Annotated in this window: 22 protein-coding genes and 1 pseudogene; 13 read left to right on the top strand and 10 right to left on the bottom strand. The window is 56.5% G+C overall.

What is annotated here, in order from left to right:
• Nucleotides 1-9 precede the first annotated feature (9 nt).
• The 4 genes from OR1_RS11870 to OR1_RS11885 form a co-directional block, all read right to left on the bottom strand.
• Complete coding sequence (locus OR1_RS11870) at nt 10-1,350, bottom strand: YihY/virulence factor BrkB family protein (protein WP_052440411.1); 1,341 nt, start codon at nt 1,348-1,350, stop codon at nt 10-12.
• A gap of 74 nt (nt 1,351-1,424) precedes the next feature.
• Nucleotides 1,425-1,739 (bottom strand): YtxH domain-containing protein, encoded by a 315-nt coding sequence (locus tag OR1_RS11875; RefSeq protein WP_041972079.1) that lies wholly within the window; start codon nt 1,737-1,739, stop codon nt 1,425-1,427.
• Nucleotides 1,726-2,133 (bottom strand): DUF948 domain-containing protein, encoded by a 408-nt coding sequence (locus OR1_RS11880; RefSeq protein ID WP_041972080.1) that lies wholly within the window; start codon nt 2,131-2,133, stop codon nt 1,726-1,728. The genes OR1_RS11875 and OR1_RS11880 overlap by 14 nt, the downstream gene beginning before the upstream one ends.
• A 92-nt stretch (nt 2,134-2,225) precedes the next feature.
• Nucleotides 2,226-2,507 carry a DUF503 domain-containing protein gene (locus OR1_RS11885; RefSeq protein ID WP_041972081.1) on the bottom strand — a complete coding sequence of 94 codons (282 nt, stop codon included), beginning with the start codon at nt 2,505-2,507 and terminating at the stop codon, nt 2,226-2,228.
• Between the two features lie 124 nt (nt 2,508-2,631).
• Between OR1_RS11885 and OR1_RS11890 the strand changes: the two genes are divergently transcribed.
• The 6 genes from OR1_RS11890 (at nt 2,632) to OR1_RS11915 (ending at nt 12,980) form a co-directional block, all read left to right on the top strand.
• Nucleotides 2,632-3,243, top strand: a complete 612-nt coding sequence (locus OR1_RS11890) for a response regulator transcription factor (protein ID WP_041972082.1) — start codon at nt 2,632-2,634, stop codon at nt 3,241-3,243.
• A 228-nt stretch (nt 3,244-3,471) separates the two neighbouring features.
• Nucleotides 3,472-6,231: a patatin-like phospholipase family protein gene (locus OR1_RS11895; protein WP_041972083.1), complete on the top strand. Its 2,760-nt coding sequence runs from the start codon at nt 3,472-3,474 to the stop codon at nt 6,229-6,231.
• Nucleotides 6,197-7,477 (top strand): patatin-like phospholipase family protein, encoded by a 1,281-nt coding sequence (locus OR1_RS11900; protein WP_041972084.1) that lies wholly within the window; start codon nt 6,197-6,199, stop codon nt 7,475-7,477. The genes OR1_RS11895 and OR1_RS11900 overlap by 35 nt, the downstream gene beginning before the upstream one ends.
• An 11-nt stretch (nt 7,478-7,488) precedes the next feature.
• Nucleotides 7,489-8,625 (top strand): patatin-like phospholipase family protein, encoded by a 1,137-nt coding sequence (locus tag OR1_RS11905; protein WP_041972085.1) that lies wholly within the window; start codon nt 7,489-7,491, stop codon nt 8,623-8,625.
• Entirely contained in the window at nt 8,625-9,938 is a 1,314-nt protein-coding gene (locus OR1_RS11910; protein ID WP_041972086.1) for an alpha-amylase family glycosyl hydrolase, read from the top strand. The genes OR1_RS11905 and OR1_RS11910 overlap by 1 nt, the downstream gene beginning before the upstream one ends.
• Nucleotides 9,939-10,328: 390 nt before the next feature.
• Nucleotides 10,329-12,980 carry a chitobiase/beta-hexosaminidase C-terminal domain-containing protein gene (locus tag OR1_RS11915; protein ID WP_041972087.1) on the top strand — a complete coding sequence of 884 codons (2,652 nt, stop codon included), beginning with the start codon at nt 10,329-10,331 and terminating at the stop codon, nt 12,978-12,980.
• A 51-nt stretch (nt 12,981-13,031) separates the two neighbouring features.
• Here the strand turns inward: OR1_RS11915 and OR1_RS11920 are convergent, their stop codons facing one another.
• Together OR1_RS11920 and OR1_RS11925 are read right to left on the bottom strand one after the other, a co-directional pair.
• Nucleotides 13,032-14,549: a M36 family metallopeptidase gene (locus tag OR1_RS11920; RefSeq protein WP_052440412.1), complete on the bottom strand. Its 1,518-nt coding sequence runs from the start codon at nt 14,547-14,549 to the stop codon at nt 13,032-13,034.
• A 10-nt stretch (nt 14,550-14,559) separates the two neighbouring features.
• Complete coding sequence (locus OR1_RS11925; protein ID WP_052440413.1) at nt 14,560-15,510, bottom strand: N-acetylmuramidase domain-containing protein; 951 nt, start codon at nt 15,508-15,510, stop codon at nt 14,560-14,562.
• A 387-nt stretch (nt 15,511-15,897) separates the two neighbouring features.
• Here OR1_RS11925 and OR1_RS11930 point away from each other — a divergent pair, with 387 nt between their 5' ends.
• Nucleotides 15,898-16,263, top strand: a complete 366-nt coding sequence (locus OR1_RS11930; protein WP_041972088.1) for an SdpI family protein — start codon at nt 15,898-15,900, stop codon at nt 16,261-16,263.
• Nucleotides 16,264-16,517: 254 nt separating this feature from the next.
• Here the strand turns inward: OR1_RS11930 and OR1_RS22505 are convergent, their stop codons facing one another.
• Complete coding sequence (locus OR1_RS22505) at nt 16,518-17,054, bottom strand: hypothetical protein (RefSeq protein WP_082002924.1); 537 nt, start codon at nt 17,052-17,054, stop codon at nt 16,518-16,520.
• A 392-nt stretch (nt 17,055-17,446) separates the two neighbouring features.
• Here OR1_RS22505 and OR1_RS21625 point away from each other — a divergent pair.
• The 6 genes and pseudogenes from OR1_RS21625 to OR1_RS20865 form a co-directional block, all read left to right on the top strand.
• Nucleotides 17,447-17,590 (top strand): annotated as a pseudogene (locus tag OR1_RS21625) (transposase); the annotation flags it as partial.
• 88 nt (nt 17,591-17,678) lie between these two features.
• Nucleotides 17,679-17,912: a type II toxin-antitoxin system Phd/YefM family antitoxin gene (locus OR1_RS11940; RefSeq protein WP_041972091.1), complete on the top strand. Its 234-nt coding sequence runs from the start codon at nt 17,679-17,681 to the stop codon at nt 17,910-17,912.
• On the top strand, nt 17,909-18,304 hold the full coding sequence (locus OR1_RS11945) for a type II toxin-antitoxin system VapC family toxin (protein ID WP_041972092.1): 396 nt from the start codon (nt 17,909-17,911) through the stop codon (nt 18,302-18,304). Before OR1_RS11940 ends, OR1_RS11945 begins: the two co-directional genes overlap by 4 nt.
• 203 nt (nt 18,305-18,507) lie before the next feature.
• On the top strand, nt 18,508-18,795 hold the full coding sequence (locus OR1_RS11950; RefSeq protein WP_152609879.1) for a hypothetical protein: 288 nt from the start codon (nt 18,508-18,510) through the stop codon (nt 18,793-18,795).
• Nucleotides 18,796-18,929: 134 nt separating this feature from the next.
• Nucleotides 18,930-19,853 (top strand): chemotaxis protein, encoded by a 924-nt coding sequence (locus OR1_RS11955; protein WP_041972094.1) that lies wholly within the window; start codon nt 18,930-18,932, stop codon nt 19,851-19,853.
• Nucleotides 19,854-19,944: 91 nt separating this feature from the next.
• Nucleotides 19,945-20,454, top strand: a complete 510-nt coding sequence (locus OR1_RS20865) for a DUF4124 domain-containing protein (protein WP_052440414.1) — start codon at nt 19,945-19,947, stop codon at nt 20,452-20,454.
• Between the two features lie 37 nt (nt 20,455-20,491).
• Here OR1_RS20865 and OR1_RS11965 read toward each other — a convergent pair whose 3' ends face one another.
• The 3 genes from OR1_RS11965 to OR1_RS11975 form a co-directional block, all read right to left on the bottom strand.
• Nucleotides 20,492-21,574, bottom strand: coding sequence for a radical SAM protein (locus OR1_RS11965; RefSeq protein WP_041972095.1), 1,083 nt, complete (start codon nt 21,572-21,574; stop codon nt 20,492-20,494).
• On the bottom strand, nt 21,571-22,389 hold the full coding sequence (locus OR1_RS11970; protein ID WP_041972096.1) for a hypothetical protein: 819 nt from the start codon (nt 22,387-22,389) through the stop codon (nt 21,571-21,573). The genes OR1_RS11965 and OR1_RS11970 overlap by 4 nt, the downstream gene beginning before the upstream one ends.
• A gap of 74 nt (nt 22,390-22,463) precedes the next feature.
• Nucleotides 22,464-23,705: a hypothetical protein gene (locus OR1_RS11975; RefSeq protein WP_041972097.1), complete on the bottom strand. Its 1,242-nt coding sequence runs from the start codon at nt 23,703-23,705 to the stop codon at nt 22,464-22,466.
• Between the last annotated feature and the right edge of the window lie 9 nt (nt 23,706-23,714).

Consider the following 23,714-nt stretch of genomic DNA (forward strand, 5'->3'; position numbering starts at 1 on the left):
GATGTGGCACTATATGCCAACCCCCGGCATTTTGTCAATGGCGGGCGGCATAATAGCGAGTTCCCTGACTGTCATTCCGGCCAGGATCTCCGCTCTCCCGTGTTCTATCCTGCGCAGAAGCCCGGTTACGCCTGCCGAATCAGCGCAGGAGAGCAAAGCGACCCCACTCCCTCCATACCCGCTCAAAGCGGTCAATATTTCATCCACCTTCAAATGGTCGATATCGCGGGCCGGAAGACAGGCCGAAGCATCAGCCCCCCCGGCCGTCAGAAACCCCTGGGCCACAAAAAAATTGAAGAGATCCAGGATGATGCGGGTCGGCACATCCAGCTCCTCGGCAATCTCCTCAACGCTACGTGCCGGTTTCCCCGCAATAAATGCGGCGGCAATCTTCTGAAAAAGCGAAAGAGCGAGGTAATCCTGCATCGAGTGGTCTGGGGTCATCCTTAGCCCTCTGCGGCATTTCTTGAGGGTTTGATGCGCCCACGCAACCTCGCCGCCGAAAAGTACCACTACCCAGCTGGTGTATATCCAGACCATTACCAGGGGCACCAGGGACAAAGCGCCGTAGATGGCATTGTAGCGCGTCACCCCCATCTGGAAATGAATGTAGCACCACTGTGCCAGCTGCCAGAGGGTACCGGCCAGCACCCCGCCGATCAGGGCGGAACTGAGCCGGACCTTCGTGTTGGGGATAAAGATGTAGAAAAAAATCAGGGCCAGCCAGATGCTCAGAAACGGGATAATCCCCAGGCCGTTGAAAACCAGGGCGCCAATATATGGAACCGAAAGCAGCCACAAGACAACGGCCTGGCTCTTCAGGCTGGTGGTGATGCTGGCTGCCGACAGCATCAGCAGCGGCGCCACCAGCGCAACACTCAGGTAATCGGTGAGTTTGCGATAAAACGAACGGGTTTCGGTTACTCCCCAGATATCGTTAAAGGCCTCCTCAATCGAATCGAACAGGGAAACCGCGGTCAGGACGAGGGTAAAGAGCCCGACCACCCCCAGGGATGCGACATGCGTATTGTTGATATACTGGATGATATTGGCAACGGCCTTTTCGGAACCGACAGCAACTTGCTTGACTATAAGCGGTTCCAGGCGATTCTGGATGCCGAACCCCTTCAGAAGGGCAAACACCAGGGCCAGGAACGGGACCAGAGACAGAATGGTGGTAAAACTGAGGGCCGAGGCCTTCAATGAACAGCGGTCGGCAATAAAGTCCTTGGCCGCAACCAACAGGATCTGCGCAATCTTTATTACCGGCCGGCGCACCCCGGTATACTTTTCGGGGTTGACTCCGAGCAGTTCCGAGATCGATTTTTCAACCTTCAAGGCAAGATCCATGATTTACACCAACCCTGTTTACAAAAAAGGGGCGCTGTCAATGCGCCCCTTCCATTGCCATACCGGGTCTTGATTCAAGCCCCGCGGTATTTTTCCTTCTCGCGCTCCATCGCTTCCTTGCCGGCCTCAAGCGCCGAGGAAAGAATCGACTTCTTTTCCTTCAGAACTCCCTTGCCGTCTTCAATTGTGGTCATTATCTTGTCCTGAGCCTCGACAACATACTCCTTGATCTTGTCAACAGCATCCTCGGTGAGACTGGCAATCTTCTCCCTGACCTCCTTGCCGGTCTTGGGAGACATGAGCAGGGCCGCTCCCGCTCCAACTGCGGCCCCTGCCAGGAAAGAGAGAAGAACGGTCCCCGCGCTTACCCCATTATCATTGTTCGCCATCAGCTTTTCTCCTTTTGCGTAGAAATTTTTCCACAGCATATTTCCCTGCCACCTTTGCACCGGTAACCCACAGCGAAGAGGTGGAAAGAATGCCTGCAACAGAACCCACAACCCCGTTTATGGTGCGAAGCCCGCGGCCCGTGTCTCCGAGCGCTTCCATGAACGTTGCTACTTCATCACGCTTTTCAGCGGTTTCATGAACAATCTCTTTCAAATCGGTCAATGTTTCGTGGAGTTCCTTAAGAACCGGCCGCAGATCGGCCTCGATCCGCTCAAGGGTCTCCCTGGATGCCGCAGCCGTCTTTTTTATTTCCAGAAACGCCGGCACAATTGCCGCGGCAAGCACTATCAAGGTCACCGCCATAATCAACACCGCGATGCTTACAATAACCATGTCACCCCCTTGTCAATTCTGCATAAATCAGGATCATGCAGCAAGTATAGAGCAAAATCGGCAATTTTCAACAAAGAGTATTACGCCGAAGATCACCAGTCCTCGATCTCCGCAGCCAGAATCTCCACGTCGGGGCGTTCATCCACAAGCCACTCTTCCAGTTTTTCAAGAAGTTGCCGCGCATACAGCTTGCTTGAGCTCACCGTGACAAAGCCGAGTTCCGCTGTCGCAGGATCATCCTGCCGCTCCACCTCGGCCGCCGAGACATTGAACCGGTTGCGGGCTCTTGACAACACACTCTTTACTATGCCGCGCTTGCCTTTCAGCGAGTGACAGGGGAGCGCAAGGGAAACCTGCAATACGCAAACATGCATCAGTATACCTCCTACAAGAATTACCCCTCGGAAACGTCGAATTCAACGCGTTGCCAGTTGACATTTTGTCTAAGAATTATATAATTCTTACCATAAAATTCCGTAGCCATAAAAAGGTATCCACATGTCGATCAATATAATGATCAATCTCAGCAATCTTGTCTTGAGCAATGCACTGGCCGAGCTACTTACAAGGGCGCCTGACGGCTACCAGGCATCGGTCAGCAACGGATCGGCGCATAACGGCAGCAATGCGCCCGCACTGATACTAGTGGATGCCTCCTCGCTGAAACCGGAGTTGTTCACCAACTGGCCTTCCGCCAAGGTGATACTGTTCGATACCGGCCTGCAGGAAAACGAGATTATCAGCATCCTCCTCTCCCACAAGCTCGACGGGGTCATTGCAACCGACACGGAAACGTCGCTGTTCCTCAAGGCGCTGTCGGTCATTCATGCCGGACAGGTATGGATCGACAACACCAAGCTGAAGGCGCTCCTCAACTATGCGGAGTCCTCGGCGCGCGCCAAAAACACCGACAAGATCAGCCGCAAGGAGCAAGAGGTGATCGTCCTGGTCTCCCAGGGTTACAAGAACAAAGAGATTGCAGACCGGCTCAATATCAGCGAACAGACGGTCAAGGCCCACATCAGCCATATATTCCGCAAGGTGAAGGTCACCAACCGTTCCCAGTTGGTGCCGCTGGCAATGAAGTACCGGCTTCCGCCCATCGCCTGAAGATACCAGCATATCTATTCATAAATGCCGGCGACTCCGCCGGCATTTTCATTTCCCCGGCAAACTGTTACGACTTTAGACATACCTGATTTGCCCCCCGCGAACTACCCCCTAAAGCGCCTAAATAAATAGCCAGTAGGGCAATTGCCTAATTCGTTATCACTGCTAATAAATGGACAGGCTCTTCATGCTGTATTCATGGCATCTTGTTGCCAAAAAGGACGCAACATGTCCGGATCCCCGGCCCAAAATGATCCAGCACCACTCACGCTTGACAAGGTGCTCGAAGAGGAACGCAATGCCATAGATCCGCAGAGCGGCAGGAGTGGTGGATCTGACGGCTATACCGCCCTCTGCCTGTCCGGAGGAGGCATCCGCAGTGCCACCTTCAACCTGGGTATCCTCCAGGGACTTGCCAAGGCCGGGTTGCTCAAGCAGTTCGACTACCTGTCCACGGTTTCCGGCGGCGGTTATATCGGTGCCTGGCTCAGCGCCTGGATCGCCCGCAGCTGTTTCCCGTACGTGAACCATCAGCTCGCATCCCAACAGGACGTTCAGAATCCCGGGACGGAACCGGAGCCGATCCGGCAACTGCGAAACTTCAGCAACTACCTGTCGCCCAAGGTGGGGTTGATGAATGCCGACACCTGGACGCTGGCCGCTACATTCATAAGAAATATGCTGATCAACTGGGCCGTCATTCTCCCCTTCCTGGCTGCCGCTCTCATGCTGCCGAGGTTCATGATTCACGTTGTGGCTCTCAACTGCGGTTTCTGGCCAATAGTAACCATCCTGTCGCTGGGAGGGTTAATGGTCTTTTTCTCCATCATCTACGAGGCAGTAGACCTCCCCAGCCTCGGTAACGCCAAGATAGAAAAGGTCTGTTTCAAGATCTGCTTTCTTACCCCTTTTCTCGGATACGCAGTCCTGTTTGCCATAGCGTGGGGGTGGTTCGTACAACACGAACCCCTGGCGCTGCTAGCCTCTGCCGGGCTATCCAGGCCGTATCTTCTGGATAGTGCCATTGCGAATCTGAAAACGGCCTTTGCCATCATGGGCGCAGCCTATCATAGCGCCGCCTGGGGTGTGGGTCTCACCATTGCCTCGATCAGGACGAAACAGATCCCGCACCCGTACAAGGTTTTATGGTTTCTTTTCTCGGCAGCATGTTCCGGTGCGCTTGGCGGATACCTGCTCATTCTTTCGGCCGAGAGTCTCAACCACCTTATCCCCAACGACCTGCCGGCCTATGCCTGCTTCGCAGCGCCGCTCTTCATCGGCGCATTCCTGACCGCGGGTCTGCTGCAAGTGGCGCTTGTCCGTCTTGCGTCTGAAGAAACCGATCGGGAATGGTGGGCCAGCGCCGCCGCCCACCCGCTGATCGTCACCTGCCTGTGGCTGGCCGGGTCGGCGCTGGTCTACTATGGCCCGCAACTCTTTTTCTCGCACATTTCGACCCTGCAAAGCACCGCTGTCAGCCTATTCGGTATCTTCTCAGGGGCGGCCACCGCCTTCTTCGGCCACAGTGACAGCACCCCGGCTTCCGCCAGGAAGGAAGAAGATCTCAAGAAAAAGGGGATCAATCTCCTGATGTCTCTGGCGGCGCTTTTGTTCATAGCAACGTTCCTTATCCTCCTCTCACTGGGGACAAGCTGGATACTGGAAGGACGGCCGGACAATTTTTCCATTGATCACCACGTCCTGCAACTCCATAACAGCTGCAAAAAAGAGGATTACCAGCTCGCGCTGTACACCTTTGGCTGCTTTATACTGTGCGGCGGTTTGATCAGCTATTTTGTGGATATCAACCGTTTTTCGCTCCACTGCATGTACCGTAACCGGCTGATCAGGTCCTATCTGGGGGGATCAAGGAAACAGCCTGTGGTAAATATGACTGCGGCAGCTCAGACAAAAGAAGATCTGGCGCCATGTGTGCCGAAGATGACCGATGAAAGAGCACCCAACCCGCTGACCGGGTTTGACTGGAAGGACAATATCGACATGAGCGCCCTTAGGGAGCGGCCGTTTCATATCATCAACATCGCCCTCAATGTCGCCGCCGACGAAAAGCTATCCTGGCAGCAGCGCAAAGCGGAATCGTTTACCATCAGCCCGCTCCATGCCGGGGGAAAAGAGATCGGCTACCGCCCCATAAACAAGTATGCGGCACCGCAATCCAAATCCCTTCTGCCGCACGAAGGGATAAGCCTGGGTACCGCCATGGCCATCTCCGGGGCGGCGGCAAGCCCGAACATGGGCTACCACTCTTCCCCGCTGATCACCTTCATCATGGCGCTGTTCAATCTGCGGCTCGGCTGGTGGCTCGGCCACACCGGCGACAAAGGAGGCGGCACCTGGCGTAACACCGGTCCGAAATGGTCCGCGGGAATCATGTTCAGAGAGATGTTCGGCCGCACCTCGGACCATTACAAATACATCTACCTCTCCGACGGCGGCCATTTCGAAAACCTCGGGCTATACGAGATGGCGCTGCGCCGTTGCCGGTTCATTGTGGCAATCGATGCCGGCTGCGACGAGAAAAAAAGCTTCGAAGATCTCGGCAATGCGCTCCGCAAGATCAGGATCGACCTCTGCACCACGGTAACGCTGGATCTGACGCCGATCATCGACAAGAACAAGCGGTGCGCCAGCGGCACCATCGACTACCCAGCCGTCGATGGCAAGCCGGCGTTTACCGGACGGATCGTTTATATCAAACCGGTCATCGACGAAAAGGAGCCGGCAGACATCTATAACTATTACCGGGCAAACCGGACGTTTCCCCATGAACCGACCTCGGACCAGTGGTTCAGCGAATCGCAGTTCGAGAGTTACCGGATGCTTGGTTTTCACACCATGAAAGAGATCCTGGCCAACAACTGGTGGTGTGGTTCGACCGGCAGATTCCTCGATAAGGTTGAGGCCTACATGAAAAAGACAAACGGGAGGAGCAATGAAACGGATATGGACAGGTCTGTCGGTTGTTAGCATTGTTGCCCTGGCTCCCCTGCTCATACAGGGATGCAGTCATACGAAGCCGATTGCCCCGGCAGCCAAGAACGGGCCTGCGGCCTGTGCTGAACCGTTCCGGTTCGACAAGAACAGGGGCGCCAGGCAATTCGATCTGGTGTTCGAGGGGGGCGGCGCCAAAGGAACGGTTTTCGTCGGTGCGCTGCAGGAGTTCCAGCAGCGGAACATCACCGGTAAACGGTTTGTCGGCACCTCGGCCGGAGCCATCACCGCCACCCTGCTTGCGGCAGGATACACCGCGGACGAGATGCTTGCCGCCGTAAACGAGAAGACCCCCGCAGGCAAGCCCAGATTCTCCACCTTCATGGATATCCCGGGAGCCTTTGACCGGCAGGATATCCTTGACAGCTATACCTACAAATTCTTCGGGGAAGTCGATATGCCATTCATCAGCAAGCGGTCAGAGGAGAAGATCGACGAAAAGATCTTCGCTCAGTTGATGGAACATGACCGCTACCGGATTCTGTTCTCGTTTATCGAGCGGGGCGGGGTCTATGAGGGGAAAAAGTTCCACGAATGGCTGACCGAAAAACTCGATGCCGGGTGCCGCAACCTTGGAAACGCCACGCTTAAAGAGTTTAGCGACAAGACCGGCAACGAGCTGACCGTTGTAGCCTCCGACACCACTGCCCAGGAAAAACTGGTGCTCAACAGCCTGACTGCCCCGGATTGCCCGGTAGCCTGGGCCGTGCGGATGTCGATGAGCATTCCGTTCGTCTGGCAGGAGGTGCGCTGGCAGAAGGATTGGGGGAGATACCGCGGCCAGGATATCACCGGTCACACCATTGTCGATGGCGGTGTCATCTCGAACTTCCCTTTGGACCTCGTTGCCGCCAGCGACCCGAAGTTCGTCGCCATCATGGGAACGACCGGCGCTGCCGACGCCCCGCAACTCGGGCTGCTGATAGACGAGAAGATCGAGGTGCCTGACGCTGCAGGCACCGAGCCTAAGGCGAGCAAGGGGATACTTGACGAAGCGAAGGAGCTGAAGACCGTCAAGCGGCTCATGCGCCTGGTGGACACCATGACCGACGCCAACGACAAGTTCGTGATGAGCATCCATCCCGACAAGGTCTGCCGACTCCCGGCCAAGGGTTACGGCACGACCGAGTTCGACATGAGTGACCAGCGGGTGGAGTTGCTGATCAAAGCCGGAAGGGATGCGGCACGGCAGTGCCTGGACAGAATGCGGCTGGATCGATAAGGAGGGGAGCAATGGGAACGGAATTCGACCTGGTATTTGAAGGCGGGGGCGCCAAGGGTTCGGTATTTGTCGGCGCCATCGAGGAGTTCGAACGGCGCGGCCACACGGCACGAAGGTTTGTCGGCACCTCGGCCGGCGCGATCACTGCGACATTGATGGCGGCCGGCTACAAAGCACCGGCAATGCTGCAGGCGACAACCGAGACAACAAAAGAGGGGAAACCGCGCTTCGCCACGTTCATGGACATTGCTGCGAAATTTGCGTCCGAAGAGATCAAAAACAGCCTCACCTACACCATCTTCCGCAAAATTGACCTGCCGCTGGTCCCGGAATCTACCGAGGAATGGCTGGACAAACAGCTCATGAAACGGCTGATGAAGATCGATGCCTACCGGGAAATCTTCTCCTTTGTCGAGCGGGGGGGATTGTATGCCGGAGACGCCTTCATCGACTGGCTTCGAGAGAAACTGGACGCCCGGATCTCGGGGTTGGGCAACCTCAACTTCAGGGAATTTGCCCGGCAGACCAACTCCGACCTCTCGGTAGTTGCCTCGGACACCTCTTCCCACGACATGCTGATCCTCAACAGCCGCACCGCGCCGGATTGTCCGGTCGCCTGGGGAGTGAGGATGTCCATGAGCATACCGTTCCTCTGGCAGGAGGTGCGCTGGCAAAAGGATTGGGGCACCTACCGGGGCAAGGATATCACCGGCCACACCATTGTTGACGGCGGCGTGCTCTCCAACTTCCCGATCTACTACCTGACCTCGGACGATGACGAGGTCCAGGCGGTCATGGGATCGATCGATCCCGATGCCTGTCCGAACCTCGGCCTCCTTATCGATGAGACAATCACCGTGTCCGGAGCACCGGCAAAAGCGGAAAAAACCGGATCAGCCGGCACCGATGAAGGGCTGCTGGACCATGTCACCCGGCTCAAGACCATTCAGAGGGTCACCAGGATACTCGATACCCTTACCGACGCCCATGACCGTTCCGCCATCGCGGCCCACGAAGACGAGGTCTGCCGGCTCCCGGCCAAAGGGTACGGCACCACCGAGTTCGACATGAGCGGCAAGAGGCTCGAAGCCCTGATCGCTGCCGGTAGAGAGGCGATGAAAAACCATCTCGACACCAGGGGATTCTGATGCACGACGTCATTCTTCATGCCTTTGACTGGCCATACCGTGAGATCAGCACCAATGCGGCGAAGATTGCCGAGATCGGCTACGGTGGGGTGCTGATCCCCCCGCCGCTCTACAGCGACCCGAACGGACCGGAGTGGTGGCAGCGGTACCAGCCCAAGGACTACCGGGTGTTAAGGTCGCACCTCGGCCGCAAGACCGGCCTGAGGCATGTCATCAAGGCTCTGCACAAATACGGGGTCAAGGTCTATTGCGACATCGTCTTCAACCACATGGCCAACGAGAACCGGCCCGACCGGCTCAATTTCCCCGGCGCCGCGGAACTGGAGCGGTATCGGAAAGAACGGCGGCAGTTCGGCCGGGACCGGCTGTACGGGGAGCTGAACGAAGGGCTCTTTTCACCCTGGGATTTCCACAACAGCGGCAATATCCAGAACTGGCTGGACGAATACCAGTCAACGGAGTTCTCTCTTTCCGGACTTCCGGATCTGGAACTGAACGAATGGGTGATCGGGCAGCAGCAGACCTGTCTCCGGGCGCTGAATGAGCTGGAATTCGACGGCTACCGGGTCGATGCGGTCAAGCACCTGCCGGACGAGCATATCCGGAGAGTGTTCGCAACTGCCGACTTGGAGGGGAAATACCTGTTCGGCGAGGCGCTGACCGCCAACGACAACGAGGAGAGGGTTTTTCTCTGGCCCCTGCTGAGCGAGACCGGGATGTCGTTCTACGATTTTCCGCTGCACGAGACCCTGCGTCGCGTATTTTCGCCCGGCGGCAGCATGCGGGAACTGGCAGACCCGGCAGCAAACGGTCAGGCCCTTCCCTGGAACCGCAGCGTAACAGTTGCCGTGACCCACGACATACCCAATAACGATGGTTTCAGGGGGCAACTGCTGGACAAGCAGGACGAGTTTCTTGCCAAGGTCTATATCATGGGACGTGACGGCGGCATGCCGCTGGTCTATTCCGACCACAACGAGAGCGCGGGGAAATACCCGGAGGACCGGGATCGCTGGGCCAATGCCTGGCAGCGCTCAGACCTGAAGGCGATGATCGCCTTCCACAACGTAGTCCACGGCCTGCCGCAGCGCACCCTGTACGAGGCTGACGGCTTCCTGGTGTTTGCCCGCGGATACCGGGGGATCGTGGCCATCAACAAGACCGCTGACTGGCAACACCCCACCATCTGGACCTTCGGGCTGCGGCTCGGGACCTACCGGTGCCAGATCCACGGTCATGCGATGCAGGTGAAAGGCGACAACTTCACCTTTTCAATTCCACCGCGCCAGGCCCAGCTGTGGCTGGCTGATTGATCCGATCGGATCGGATATAACCGGAACCGATGCACCAGGCTGTTCACATTGTCAGCCTTGGAGGCAAGGCCCGAGGCTGCCCGGGCCGCGTCAACGGCACCTTTTGTTGTCTGCTGGATTACATCGCTGATCCGGTGAATCGCCGGTCAACGCCGGTATCTGCCAGTTTTTAAACGGTTTTTAATCACACATTCCCTCTAATTAACATTGACGTCCATTCATTTAGACGCTATTATTTTCGCCCAAAATACAAGCCCTACCCTCGAATCCCATCCCCAGCCATTGTCCGCGCCGATCGACACCGGCTTCAGTGGTTGTATTTGCATCAATCTCCAACAACCGACAATTTGATTTATTTGCTGTTCATGCTGCTATTTAGAGGAGGCGAAGATGAAATGTTTGCACCGGATTTGCCGTAACCTGCTGTTGTCGGTACCACAGGTCTTGTTGATGCTGCTGACGGCGCAGTTTGCCATGGCCGGTCAATTGACCTGGTCGAACAAGACCCTGCTGCCGACAGCGACATCGAGAGCCGCATCCGTCGTGGTCAATGGCACTATTTATGTTCTCGGCGGGGCTACCAACAGCGGGACCACCGCAGCAGTCGAAGCGTACGATCCGCTTACGGACAGCTGGCTGGCAAAGCCTGCCCTTAGCGAGACGAGATTTGCCGGAGGTGAAACAGTTCTGGACGGGGTCGTCTATATCGCCGGTGGGAGTGCGGTAGGCTCGACGCCAACGGCAGCCATCCTCTCCTACGACACCGCCTCCGGTTCAGGTGCCGCTGCCGTAGGCACCCTGGTCACCCCACGCATCAGGTGTTCCGCGGCCATCCTCAACAACAAGATGTACGTGGTGGGCGGAAGCAACAACAGCGGCACGGTATTCGATACGATTGAGGAGTTCGATCTAACCAGCCATGAGAGCATCATCAAGGCCACAATGCCGGTGCCGCTGCATTATGCCGCGGTAGTAGTATCGCAGGGGAATATTTACATAATCGGAGGTTTCGGGAGCGACGGCATGCCGCTAAACAGCACCTGGCTGTACGATCCGGTTGCCAACAGTTTCACCCCAAAGAGCGCATTGCCGGTGCCGGTTGCGGCCAGGGCTGCTGTGGCTGAAGATGGAAAAGTCTACCTGCTCGGCGGCATGACCAATTTCAACACCATGACCTGGACTGCGGTTGTCCAGTCGTATGATCCGCAGACCGACAGTTGGCAAAGTCTGGGAGACATCCCCACCACTCGTTATGCCCAGGCGGTCGGGATCGTCAATAACAGCCTGTATGTCATAGGCGGCAACAATGATGTCGGACCTGCCAGCGGCAACCTGAGTGTCAATGAGAGTGCCGATCTCAGTTCAGCCACGGGGCCGGTCGTCACAGCTTCACCCTTTGGCGGGACCTATGCCGCGCCACAGAATGTTACCCTGACCGCCAACGAACCTTCGACCATCTACTACACCATTGACGGCTCGGCGCCGACAACGGCTTCCGGGGTATATACCAGCCCTATCGGCATTTACACCAACACTACGCTGAAGTTTTTCGCCAGAAACGGTGCCGGCAATGACGGAACGGTAAAAACAGAGAGCTACACAATACTTCCCCCTCCTCCGGTCACCACCGCTTCACCAGCGGGCGGGACCTTCACGGCACCACAAACGGTCACCCTCACCGCCAATGATGGCTCGGCCAATATCTATTACACCCTGGATGGATCAACGCCGACAACCTCTTCCGCAATGTACGGCGGAGCGCTTAATATCTCGACCACCACAACGCTGAAGTTTTTTGCGGTCAACGGAAACGGCCAGGAGAGCGTCAATTCCATCACGTATGAAATCATAGTAGCCCCAGGCGGCGGCTCGATCGGATTCGCACCGGTACAGATCGCTCTTCCCTACAAGGCCTGGAGTGTTGCTGCCGCCGACTTCAACCAGGACGGCAAGGCAGACCTGGCAGTGGCCAACTACGAACGGAATACCGTTTCCACATACCGTGGCAATGGCGACGGCACCTTTACCGGCGCGCAGGAGATCGGGGTCGGGTCCCAGCCGACTGCAGTCACTTTCGGCACAGTTAATGGCTACGATAGCTATATCGATATTGTCGCCGCCAACAGCGGGAGCGGATCGGCTTCGGTCCTGCTCGGCAACGGCGCCGGCTCATTTTCATATTCCGGAGCAATCTCGATTGGTTCCGGATCCCCTTCCGTTGCGGTCGGTCACTTCAGAAACGCCGGACCGCCCGATGTGGCCGCGGTCAATCCTTCCACCGGTTACCTGAACATCTATTACGGCCAGGGACCGGGGTCATTTACCGCAGGCCCCTCTTATTACGTCGGCGCCGGGGCAATTTCCGTGACCAAGAGCGATTTTAATGGCGATTACAAGGAAGACCTGGCGGTAGTGAATTATGATACCGGCCAGTTGACCATACTGACCGGGGATGGCGCAGGATATTTCTATTCCGTGTTTCCCGGCACCTACTCCCAACTCCAGTACTCCCGATCTGTCGCTGCGGGGGATATCAACGGCGACGGCAAGACCGACCTGGCAATAGTGAACGACGGCGGCGAAGCCCCCGGTGGGACAGCCCTGGTCTCCATCCTCCTTGGCAACGGCAACGGTTCATTTCAACAGTACACCCAGTTCCAGCAGCCCCAATACACCTCCGGAGCGGCGATTGCCGACTTCAACAATGACGGGAAGGCCGATCTCGTTCTGGTAAACCGCTCGAACAACACCATGTCCGTGCTGCTCCAGGGGTTCCAGTTCGGCAATCCGGTCCTGATCAACCCGGCAAATCCGGTATATTTCGCCACTGTGCAGGCGGCTCTTGATAGCGCCGGCAATGGCGATGTCATGCAGACCATTGCCGGAGACCTTTATGAAAACCTTATCATCGACCGCGGCGTAGAAATCACCATCAAGGGGGGAGTCAGCGCCGGCGGCGCAGCCACCGGCTACACAACCCTTCACGGCACGCTGACCATCAGTTCCGGTTCACTGATAGCGGAAAATCTGACTATCGTGTGAGGACGCAAAAGGGGCAGGCAATCCCGGATGCCGCGATTGCCTGCCCGCTTGTTATGCCAGTATCCCACGGTTCTTGAAAATCCTGGTCAGCCCCTTGGTCCGCTTCCCGCCGTACAGGTTCTTCTCCGCCATGATGATCGCCTCGGCGCCGTCCTTGAAGTCCGAATACTGGCTCAGGTAGAAATGACTTTCCAGGATCACGGTGTCTGACTTTTTCGCACCCAGCAGTTTCCTAACCTGCCAGAGAACGGCCGACCAGATCTCGCCGTCGCTATGCTCTTCACCATCCATGTCCGCCGGATAGAGTTTGGTGCTTTCCAGTCTGCGCAGGCACTCCTGCGGTCCCCCCTGGTAACCCTTGGCGTCCCACTCACCCAGCTTCAGCTTGCGGGCCGCCTTCTTGTATCTGTAATAGAAGGTCCCGGCTAGGTAGTCGCCGAACCCCTCCCCCATGGCCCTTCCTTCGGTCTTCTGGCCGTATCCCGGCACAATGGCGTCCTGGATGGCATGGCCGTACTCGTGGATTATGATCTCGGCGTCCTCGGCATCGTCTACCCCGCCGTCGCCGAAGGTGATATCCTTCCGGCCCGGCGATGGGTCATAGAAGGAGTTATCCTCGCGGGTGCCGTGGGCATTGACCCGGATCTGGCGGTTCAGAATCCCCTTGCCGCCGGTGAAGCCGAGCGACTGGATATACCGCTGGACGGCATCGATATGAAAGTAGGCCATCACCTCTTCGAACCGCTCGTCGCTTCTGGTGAACTGAAAGTCCAGTGTCGCTGACTTGGCGGCGTTCCTGGTCTTGGTGGTATCGACGTACGGCCCCTTCAGGAACCCCGAGCTGTCGAGTTCCTTGAGCTGCACCGGTTTATAGGCCTTGGCAAAGACATCGTTATCGCCATCCTTCAGATCCAGCAGGTCGTCCCGGTCGAGCGTCACCACCGGGTTGGGCAAAAAGACCTTACCCTTGCCCGTCGCCTTGTGCAGCACGTTCCGCTCGTCGATGACATGGCCGTTCACCCGGTCGATGAACAGAATCCAGGAACCGGCAGGCTTCTCGGTGCCGAACTTCACCTTGCAGACCGGCCTGAAGGTTCCTTTCATGGCGTAGACCATGTTTTCCTTGTTGATCTCGGTGGCAAGGGTGCCGTACTCGGCGGCCTTCCTGGCGATGATGGCGTCGATCGCATTGTCGGAGAGGAAATCTGCCGCCTTCCGCTTGCCCAGTTTCTTCTCCAGCGTCGGGGCCGGTACGGTATCGTTCATCACCATGAAGATCCGGTTGGCGTTGTTGATATGGATCGCTACCCAGGCCCCGTGGATCGGGGTCCCATCAAAATGCTGCTGGAACAGCACCGCTTTCCCACCCAGGCTCTCGGTCACCTGCTCGAACTGCAGATCTGAGAGCGCTGCCGAAATCTTCAGCACCGCCAGGTTCTCTTTCAGGAACGCCTCGGCAACCTTTCGCGGGTCACCCGCCAGCGGTTCGGTCTCAAAATCATAAACCTTCTTCGGCACATAGTTGTCCCGGTCCCAGCGGACCTTGCATGTAGTCAGATCGAGCTTCATACGTCCTCCTTCAAGATTTCAAGCTTTTGAACGCCTGTACATAGCTCTCGATCCGGCTGCCGTACACCGGCGCCTGGCCCGAACCGTTGTAGTACGAGGCGAACCGGGTGTAATCCTTCAGCTGCAGCGCCTCGATCATGGCTGAGGTGCTGCCGTGCCCGCGCAGGAAATCGAACAACCCGAGCACCTGATAGCGGATGTCGCTGCTGAAGTTGGCGAACATCTCCTGTACCGAATCGTAGCCGAGCTGCGAGCAGTTGAACCCCATGACCTGCGGCCCCCCCATGCTGATGGCGTTCATGGCCGCATTCTCGCTGAGGGTGCGGGCAAAGTCGAACACCTGCCACTCGTTGTCCTGCTTGCCGTGGAAATCGAGCCAGGCGCTGTTGGCATCCTTGCGGAACTTGTGGCCCAGCCATTTTTTCTGGCTGTTGAAGGTGAAATGGGTGTTGAAGGTATCGGGGTTCTTCTTCCCCCAGAGGTTCCAGAAGATATGGTTCTCGAACCGGATGATCATCCGGTTGTTGGCATCGAACCCGGCGCCGCCCGACTCCACGCAGAGTACCGCCACAGCTGCGGCCGGTTCCACCTCGATGATGCCGGAGAGGATCTCCAGGAGCCCGCCCTGGCCGTTCCAGACCTTGGCTGCCATCTTCTGGGATGCGTTATGCTTGGCCAGCACCGGGATCGCCTTCCCCTCCGGCGGCGCCAGCTGCGCCGTGCGGAGCTGGTCCATCTCCCAGAGGTAATCGGCCGCCGGGGTGCTGTCCACGATGGTGACGTAATCGCCGGAGACATAGCCGGAAAGGCTCCCGGACCTGATCCGGTACCATCCCTCCAGCTTCTCCAGAATTTCGACCTTTGTCCCCCGTTTGAGCGCGCCCAGCGCCGGTTTGGCAGTGGACGGCTCCGGCCGCACGTTCAGGCTGGTTGCGCTTACAAGTCCATAAGTTTGTGCCATATCTTGCTCTCCTTATCAGTCAACCGGATGTGCAAGCAATTTATCACCACGGAATCATTGCGCAATCAGGCTATCGGTTATTTATTTCATGAGAAATCAACCTAGACCGTATGGGGCAGATGGGCCGGATTAAAGTCGTAGCAATAAGGTACTAATCTGGAAATCTTACGGGCAATCTTAGAATCCATCTTGTGCGCATAATGCAACGCCCCCCGCCTGAACAGATTGGTAAGCCCACCATCAGCTTCGACTCGCAACGAAAAACACCTTTAACCCTCCGGAATCTTTATACTTGCGGACAGCAGGAAAAGACGTTAAAACAAACAAATATTTTTGTGGCGTCGGCATGACCATTGTCGTTCTCTAAACTAACTACAGAGGTGCCTTGTGGACGTATTTTTCTGGATCACCGACTTGTCGATCCCGGTTATCATAACAGTTCTGGGAGTGCTTTATAGGTTCCGGCCGCCAAAGGAAATAAACAGGTTTTTCGGATATCGCACATCAAACTCGATGAAGTCACAGAAAACTTGGAATTATGCGCAAAAGCGGATCGGTGACACGTTTCCGCCATTAGGTCTTGCACTGTCTCTCATCATAGCTTTGGTGAAGCTATTCATTCCGTTTCAAAAAGAGTATCTGAGCCTGTTCAATGTGGGCCTCGTGCTGCTGGCGATCATAGCCCTGATCATCATGATTGAAAGGGAATTACAAAAAAAATTCGACGCGAATGGGAATTCTGCAGGCTTATGAGGTCCGTCTTGAAGTCCACAAAAGCAAGGGATCAGACCTACAAAAAAGCAAAAGGGTAGACCTACACATTTAACAGGCCCCTGGCAAAAAGTCAGTATTTGTCAATTGTGTAGGTCTGACCCTCTGAGGTTTGCGACCCTCGAGGTTTGCTTTTGCATGTTATAGGTTGCCAGATGAGAAGAACTGTGAGCTCAGGAATCAGAATCCTTCACGAGGATTCACTTTTGTTTGGGTTATAGACCCGTTTATTAATGCTATAATCCTTTCGTTAGACTGAATGATCCTTGATCAGCATTACAACCAGTACTCGCAGGAATCGTATAACTTCCCTTGAAGGTATTGTTAAGTAGTTGCCCAGTAATGGTTCCAGGACCAACAAAAGTAATAGAGTTACTAGATGAGTCAACTGTAGCTTGGTAGGTTCCTGAACCACGGCAGCTATTTTTGATTGTAATTGAAGCGAAAAGTGAATTGCCACTTTGTACTATGGTAGCACTCGTTTGCCCATCACCGTCAATTTGAAATTGGCTTGTATAAAAATTTCCATGCCAGTTGCCAGCTAAAGCAGTGCTATCGTTGCCACCACCAGTATTGCCACCACCGGTATTGCCACCACCGGTATTGCCACCACCGGTATTGCCACCACCAGTATTGCCACCACCGGTATTGCCACCACCGGTATTTGATAAATTTGCAGCAGTTGATTCTCCTCCTCCCCCTCCTCCACAACCAGACAAACAGAATGAAAACGCGACTGATAAAACGCATGACAAAACCACTATTCTTTTCATAATACCCCCCATAATTGACTGGATAAACACAGTATGCAGTGAACCTTGCAAATGTTGTTTACACCATCTTTTGGAAATTTTCTCCAACTGTGCAATAGATTTGCCAAAGGATATAGAGTTGAATATTCAAGACTATTTTCAGAAATCATTCAGGCTAGCCATAGTAAATGCAAAGAAACCCGACAGTATCTTATGCATATAATCTTCCTAAAATGTGCATATCCCAGGTTGCAACAAGCATAACACGCTGTATTTACGGGCGTAACATACAGGGATTAGTCATTGCAATTGTGTAAAGTTTTTCGACATTGGGAGGACATGAAATCTGCAGTACAGATAACGTAATTGATGTAGTTCAGGGCATTGCTGTCCCATAGTTCTCTACCATAGTTCTCTACAATGAGCGCTGGAAGATCGAGTTGTTCTTCAAGCGGATCAAGCAGAACCTTAAGATCAAGACGTTCCTCGGCACCTCGGAGAATGCGGTACTCACGCAGATCTGGGTTGCCCTGTGCGTCTACCTGGTGCTGGCGTATCTGGCCCTACCAGTAATATTAATAATCCTGCTTGCGCGCACAATATGACCATGCTACCATAGTCATATTACTAAGTCGGAGGTGAAGCATGCCGCAAACCGTATCCAAATCCCAGTTCAAGCCGCATTCGCTGGAGTATTTCCGCAGGATCGAGCAGACCGGCGAGGAACTGGTGATAACAGACCATGGCCGGCCGGTGCTCAAGGTTGTCCCCTATGTGGCGGACCCGGAGGAGTGCTTCCGCGGGCTGCGTAATACGGTGCTGAAATATGATGCCCCGCTGGAGCCGGTGGGGAGTGAGGATTGGGAGGCGCTCAAGTGATCGTGCTCGATACTCACGTGCTGATCTGGTGGGTTAATGACCCCGCAGCCTTGAGCAGCCCGGCACAAACCGCAATCAATGCGGCAATGGAATTGAAGTCTGTCCATGTCTCCTGCATCAGTTCCTGGGAGATAGCCCTGCTTTCGGAACGCGGCCGATTGCAGTTGGCCCTGGATGTCCGCGACTGGCTCTGCCGCTGCGAGGCGCTGCCATTTCTCACCTTTGTGCCGGTGAATAATGCCATTACCGTCGAATCGGTCAGACTGCCCGAGTTTCCGCACGCTGACCCGGCGGACCGGATCATTGCCGCCACAGCCTTGTCGCTCGGCGCGCCGCTGGTGACAAAAGACGATAAGCTGCGCAACTATCCCCACCTGAAAACAATCTGGTAGGAATCCAACATCTTCAAAGCATCATCTACCATATCAGCCTCAGATCGACGGCTGCTCACCTGAAGAAGATTCCGATTAACAATTAACAGAAAAGATCTTTAACCCTTCGGAATCTTTGTCCTTGCGGACAGCCGGAAAAGGCGTTAAAACAAACCAATGGATTACTGACTGTTCCGCAGAAGGGTAATAAGTTGTGAGGGGTCATGAAAACACCTGCCATGGAAAAGCTAAGGAGGGTCGTAGCGAGCCTTCCGTGCCGTTTGCTAATGCTTGCGACTGGCGTCGTGTTGCTTGGGATTATGGGCGTTTCGCTCTTGGCGAATTTCATCAATCCGATGAGCTGGAGTGATTTTCTTGTCGCCATATATTTCGCGGTGGCGGGCGTCTTCGCGTTTATGCACTTCTTCACAAAGAAATTGGCGTATTTTCTAGTGGCTGCTCCCGCTACTGTCTTTCTTGTCATCGTTTTCGCGCTATGGCCGCCACACTGAGAACCGGATCGAGGATTTCTCCACGTCATCAAGGGACAAAGGGGTCACCTACACATTTGACAGGCCCCTGGTAAAATGTGAGGGCACATCACCCACCGTTGCAAATCAAAGGAGTGACGGAAAGGAGTTGCACCATGTCATCCATTATCGACGAAGTCAGTCAACGGGCAAACCTGGCGCTGTCAAACCAGATGGAAATGCTTACCTTCTACCTGTCCGATGATCAGCTGTATGGGATCAACGTCTTCAAGATCATCGAGATGGTGGAGAGCCCACGCACTTTCAGCCGGGTTCCCATGAGTCATCCGAGCATAAAGGGGGTGATCGATTTCCGGGGCAAGCCGATAACGGTGATCGACCTCTCCATGGCGATAGAGCTGGAGCCGATAAACACGGAACAGGATATCAGCTATATAATAATCTGCGAATACAACAGCATGATTCACGGATTTCTGGTGAAACGTCCTGAACAGCTGCTTACCCGTGGCTGGGAAGAGATAAAACGGCCGACCGGCCTTCTGACCATGTCATCTTCCCTGGTGGCGATTGCCTACGGACCGGATGGCGAAGCGATACAGCTGCTGGATATCGAAAAGGTGCTGGCCGAAGTCCTGGGTATGGAGCACAAGGTCAGTGCAGACAATCCGGAACTCCTCGCGCAGAGCGTTGCCGGCAGTACGGTCCTGGTCGTGGATGATTCGAGGACTGCACGTTCCCTGATATGCATGGTGCTGGACCAGATGGGGATAACAGCCGTTGCCCTGGATTCGGCTCCCAAGGCGTTGTCGTATCTCGGCAAGCTTGTCGAGACGGATGACGTCGCAAGCATCGGGATGGTCATCAGCGATGTCGAGATGCCGGATATGGACGGCTTTACCTTTACCCGCAAGCTCAAAGCCGACCCGGCGCTTGCTGGGCTGCATGTCATGCTGCACACCTCCATGAGCAACCCGTCAAACAAGCAGAAGGCCGACCAGGTAGGGGCCGATGATTTTCTATCCAAATTCTCGCCCGACGAACTGGTGAGGCGGGTTACTGCTGCCCTGTCAAGGGAATAGCCGTTGAGTCATAGCGATTTGCACGCACCAAGCGGGGTCAGGCTAGACATTCGGACATTTGCCGGGTACTGGAAAAGGAGAGAGCCCAATCATGGCGAACATCGCGCAAATATTAACCCTGGGGATCGCTATATCGGCAATTGCCGCCACTGCCCAGGGGGAAAGCTACTCCTGGACCGATAATTCTGGGACGACTCATTTTACTGACGATCCAGGTACAATTCCCAAAAAGTTTCGCAAGAAAATCAGTGTCCGGGAATCGATAGAAGGCACTCCCGACGCTCCACCTCCTGAGGTTACGCCTCAAAGCAGCCCTGAAACCAAGGCTGCCGAGGTAAATCCGGAAGACAGGAAAAAGGCAATCAGGGAAGAAGAACTTCAGCGCCATAAAAAGTCGTTGAAATCATTGGAATCGGACGTTGCCCGTCGGAAAGACGATCTTAAACTGAGAAGGATCGAATCTGCGCAAATGCCGCGTTCCGGGCCGCAAACAGTGAGAGATATCCGTCAGCACCGGGGGCAACTGATGGAAATAAACCGCATGGAAGAACAAATAGAAGCAACAAAGAAGAAAATAGTTGAGCTTGGGGGACAACCCTAACCGGCAATGCTATTCCCCCTGCACTAGGATCGTTTCCTCAGCTCGAAATCCCCAGCTTCACCGGGCAGTTCCGGCAGACATCGGGCGGATCGGCGCTGTTGACCGTCTTTCTGACGAACCGGTAGATATCGCCGTTCCAGACCCCTTCCAGCCCATCGTTGCGGAGGTTTCCGGTAACCAGCCCGGAGCGGCAGCAGAGCGAGGCAGTGCCGTCGGATGAGACCAGCATGTTGCGCCATGGCTCGTAGCACGGTTTGAGCGCCACCGGCTCCTCGGCTTCAGCCGCTGCCACAGCGCCGCCACCGTACTTATCCATTGCCAGGTAGTCGTGCTCCCCGTACGGCAGGAAGGTCCCGATCGAGATCCCGGCCATGGCGGCACGTTGCAGCGCCTCGGCGAACAGCTCCCTTACCCGCCCCCCTTCGCTCCCCGCGGAGATCACCCCGAACGAGGGGTTGATGGCCATCATATCCATGAACTGCACGTGACCGGCGCCGAATTCGGCCGCCAGGTCGACAAACGCCGGGATCTCGTGCAGGTTCTCCCTGACCACTACAAACGAAACGCTGTACTGGCTGCAGCCGCCCGCACTCTCCCGGAGGCGGCGGCCGAAGCCGCGCAGGTTCGCGGCCATCCGGCCGAACAGGTCTGTGCCGGTCACGAGGCGATAGGTGCTGCGGGTGGCGGCATTCACCGAGACGTTGAGCGAGAAGTTGGCGTAGGCGAGCAGCCGGCGATGCCAGGCGGCGTCGAAAAGGGTGCCGTTGGTGGAGACGTTGATCTGGATTCCCGGATAATTCGCGGTCACGTAATCGAAGATCGCGCCGTATTCCGGGTTGAGCAGCGGCTCACCCCACCCCCAGAGCTGGACCGTCGCAGCAGTCTCCAGCCCGTGCGCCATCGGGATGAACTCTTCCAGGCCGAGATCCCGGTACGCCCCGGCCATGGCCGGGGTCCGGTCGGTGCAGAAGATGCAGCGGAGGTTGCAGCGGGTGCCGGTGGGTAGCTGAACCATGAGCGGCGCCGAGACCAGCCGCTCCTTCTGGAAGATCGTCTCCATCCGGTTCAGCTCCAGGTTCATCTCCCGCACCTTGGCTGACATTGGCTTGCCAAGCGTCATTTCTTCTTCCTGGTCGTTGTCCCCTTCTTTGGCGCGGCACCCTTTTTCGGCGCGGCCTTGCCCGGCGTGATAGGACGGTTTATCGGCGTTCCGATATCGGGGATCACGGCCCGCGTCTCGATGACCGGGTTTGCCGGTTTCTCAATAACCGTAAGCCGCGGTTCGGCAACAATGGCCCGCGGTTCAGCCACGATTGCCCGTGGCTCGGCTACCACCAGTCTCGGCTCGGCAACGATCGCCTGAGGCTCGGTGATGACCGGTCTCGGCTCGGCGACCACCAGCCGCGGCTCCGTAACGACCAGTCTCGGTTCCATGATCGGTTGCGGCTCGATCGGCCTGACGTCGATCGGCACGACCCGAGGTTCGACCGGAATGATCCTCGGCTCGACTACCACGGAGAACGTAACGCCGGTCGGACTGCTGGCCGTGCCGGCCGGGGTCTTGACCGTAAAGCTCCTGGGGCTGGTCGCCGCATCGGCGGCAATGATGAAAGAAACCGGGAGCTGTCCGGAAGTGCCGCCGGTCCGGATCTTTGCGGTTATCCCGGTGCCGGAAACAGCTACCACCGTGGCGCCGCTGAGGTTGGTGCCGTTGATCACCGCATCTACCGTGCTGCCCGCAATCCCGGAAACAGGGTTGATGCCGGTGATGGCCGGCACGGCCACCTCCTTGCGCACCTCGATCACGATCTGGTCCGGCGCGCTCCGCAGTCCGGCGCTGTCTTCCACCACCAGCTCCAGGACATGCCTTCCTACCGGTAGTGTTACCTCTATCTTCGGGTTCGTGGTTTCGATCGGGAATCTGGTGAGTGCCATATCTGTTGCTCCTTTCCTTCAAGTATTAGAATTCGCAATGCGCTTAACGAAGCAGATCGACTTTGGCTGTGCCACTATTTCTTGTCCCAGATGTATTTGGTTATCACCGCCCCGGCCGACGCCTTTGCTCCGGAGGCGTCGAGCAGAATCGGGGTCTCGTCGTTGTTGGTGCTGATGGTGGCGCCGGTTCCGGCATTGGCAACCGGCGCGGCGATGCTCTCCTTCAGGTCCCATTGGTAGAGGGCGATGGTCCGGCCACCGAAGCCGTGCGATGTTGAGGCATCGAGACTGACGATCCCTTCCTCGCCGGTAACGGCCACGGTCTCTCCGCCGCCGGCCACAGCCAGCGGCAGGATCAGAACCACCTCGGACAGCTCCCGCGCCGCCTCCGCGACCTCGTCCTGCCGGGTGAGGATATCGGCGGCCAGGCCGCTCTCGACGGCGTCCTGCAGGCGGACGACGCTGTCGCTGTAATCCTGCCACTCCCTGGTCCCGGCCAAACCGGTATAGACGCTGCCGACCTCCTGGCCGGTGTCGCGCTCGGCATCGGCCAGCGAGGCAACCAGCCCGGCCAGCTCCCCATCGCCGAGCAGCCCGGCCCGGGCCAGCATCTCGATGGTGATCGCTGCCTGGCGGACATCGTTTGCAGAAGGAGACTGGAAGCGAAGGCTGAGGGCCGCGAAATCCTTGCGGGTCCGTCCCATCAGCTGCACCAAGCGCTCCTGCAGATCCGGGGTCAGCTTACCGGAAGCCGCGCCAGCCACAGCACCGGCATACTGGACATAACGGAGATCGACCTGGTTTACAGCCGGAGCTGCCGGGTCTGCCGGGTCGCTGATGACGGTCACCCCGGGCTGCAGATCGACCCTTGCCAGCTCGATTTCCAGCAGGTTATCGGGCCTGCTTTCGGAGAGAAAAAGCTCCGGCGCCTCCTTGATCCGCTTGAAGCCGCTGTATTCGGGCATTGCGGTGTTGACCACCCGCTCTTCCTCGGCCTCGAAATACCTGATGGCGACATAAACCACCCGACTCGCGGCAACAGGCGCTGTCACGGCGAGCAGCCTCGGTTGCGCCAGATACAGCTCGTTGCCGTCGCCATCCACTGCCGATCCCGGCAGCACCTCAAGGTTCAGCCCCCCGGCGGCGCGGACCCGCAGGCCGGAAGCAACTCCCCGGATCACGCCCGGAGTATGGAGCCCCCGGTTATGCAGCCGGAGTTTTTCGCGGTGATACCCCTGTTCCACCTTCCAGTCGTCAGCCGTGGTGAAAAACCCCTTGAAGTAGTTCATCCGCTTGAATTCAGTGAAGTCGGTCATAATTCTCCC

The sequence above is a fragment of the Geobacter sp. OR-1 genome (assembly GCF_000813145.1).
Classification (GTDB): domain Bacteria; phylum Desulfobacterota; class Desulfuromonadia; order Geobacterales; family DSM-12255; genus Geoanaerobacter.

Coding starts and splice junctions, on each gene's coding strand:
- OR1_RS11870 (WP_052440411.1), bottom strand. CDS start 1,350: ATGGATCTTGCCTTGAAGGTTGAAAAATCGATCTCGGAACTGCTCGGA.
- OR1_RS11875 (WP_041972079.1), bottom strand. CDS start 1,739: ATGGCGAACAATGATAATGGGGTAAGCGCGGGGACCGTTCTTCTCTCT.
- OR1_RS11880 (WP_041972080.1), bottom strand. CDS start 2,133: ATGGTTATTGTAAGCATCGCGGTGTTGATTATGGCGGTGACCTTGATA.
- OR1_RS11885 (WP_041972081.1), bottom strand. CDS start 2,507: ATGCATGTTTGCGTATTGCAGGTTTCCCTTGCGCTCCCCTGTCACTCG.
- OR1_RS11890 (WP_041972082.1), top strand. CDS start 2,632: ATGTCGATCAATATAATGATCAATCTCAGCAATCTTGTCTTGAGCAAT.
- OR1_RS11895 (WP_041972083.1), top strand. CDS start 3,472: ATGTCCGGATCCCCGGCCCAAAATGATCCAGCACCACTCACGCTTGAC.
- OR1_RS11900 (WP_041972084.1), top strand. CDS start 6,197: ATGAAACGGATATGGACAGGTCTGTCGGTTGTTAGCATTGTTGCCCTG.
- OR1_RS11905 (WP_041972085.1), top strand. CDS start 7,489: ATGGGAACGGAATTCGACCTGGTATTTGAAGGCGGGGGCGCCAAGGGT.
- OR1_RS11910 (WP_041972086.1), top strand. CDS start 8,625: ATGCACGACGTCATTCTTCATGCCTTTGACTGGCCATACCGTGAGATC.
- OR1_RS11915 (WP_041972087.1), top strand. CDS start 10,329: ATGAAATGTTTGCACCGGATTTGCCGTAACCTGCTGTTGTCGGTACCA.
- OR1_RS11920 (WP_052440412.1), bottom strand. CDS start 14,549: ATGAAGCTCGATCTGACTACATGCAAGGTCCGCTGGGACCGGGACAAC.
- OR1_RS11925 (WP_052440413.1), bottom strand. CDS start 15,510: ATGGCACAAACTTATGGACTTGTAAGCGCAACCAGCCTGAACGTGCGG.
- OR1_RS22505 (WP_082002924.1), bottom strand. CDS start 17,054: ATGAAAAGAATAGTGGTTTTGTCATGCGTTTTATCAGTCGCGTTTTCA.
- OR1_RS11940 (WP_041972091.1), top strand. CDS start 17,679: ATGCCGCAAACCGTATCCAAATCCCAGTTCAAGCCGCATTCGCTGGAG.
- OR1_RS11950 (WP_152609879.1), top strand. CDS start 18,508: ATGAAAACACCTGCCATGGAAAAGCTAAGGAGGGTCGTAGCGAGCCTT.
- OR1_RS11955 (WP_041972094.1), top strand. CDS start 18,930: ATGTCATCCATTATCGACGAAGTCAGTCAACGGGCAAACCTGGCGCTG.
- OR1_RS20865 (WP_052440414.1), top strand. CDS start 19,945: ATGGCGAACATCGCGCAAATATTAACCCTGGGGATCGCTATATCGGCA.
- OR1_RS11965 (WP_041972095.1), bottom strand. CDS start 21,574: ATGACGCTTGGCAAGCCAATGTCAGCCAAGGTGCGGGAGATGAACCTG.
- OR1_RS11970 (WP_041972096.1), bottom strand. CDS start 22,389: ATGGCACTCACCAGATTCCCGATCGAAACCACGAACCCGAAGATAGAG.
- OR1_RS11975 (WP_041972097.1), bottom strand. CDS start 23,705: ATGACCGACTTCACTGAATTCAAGCGGATGAACTACTTCAAGGGGTTT.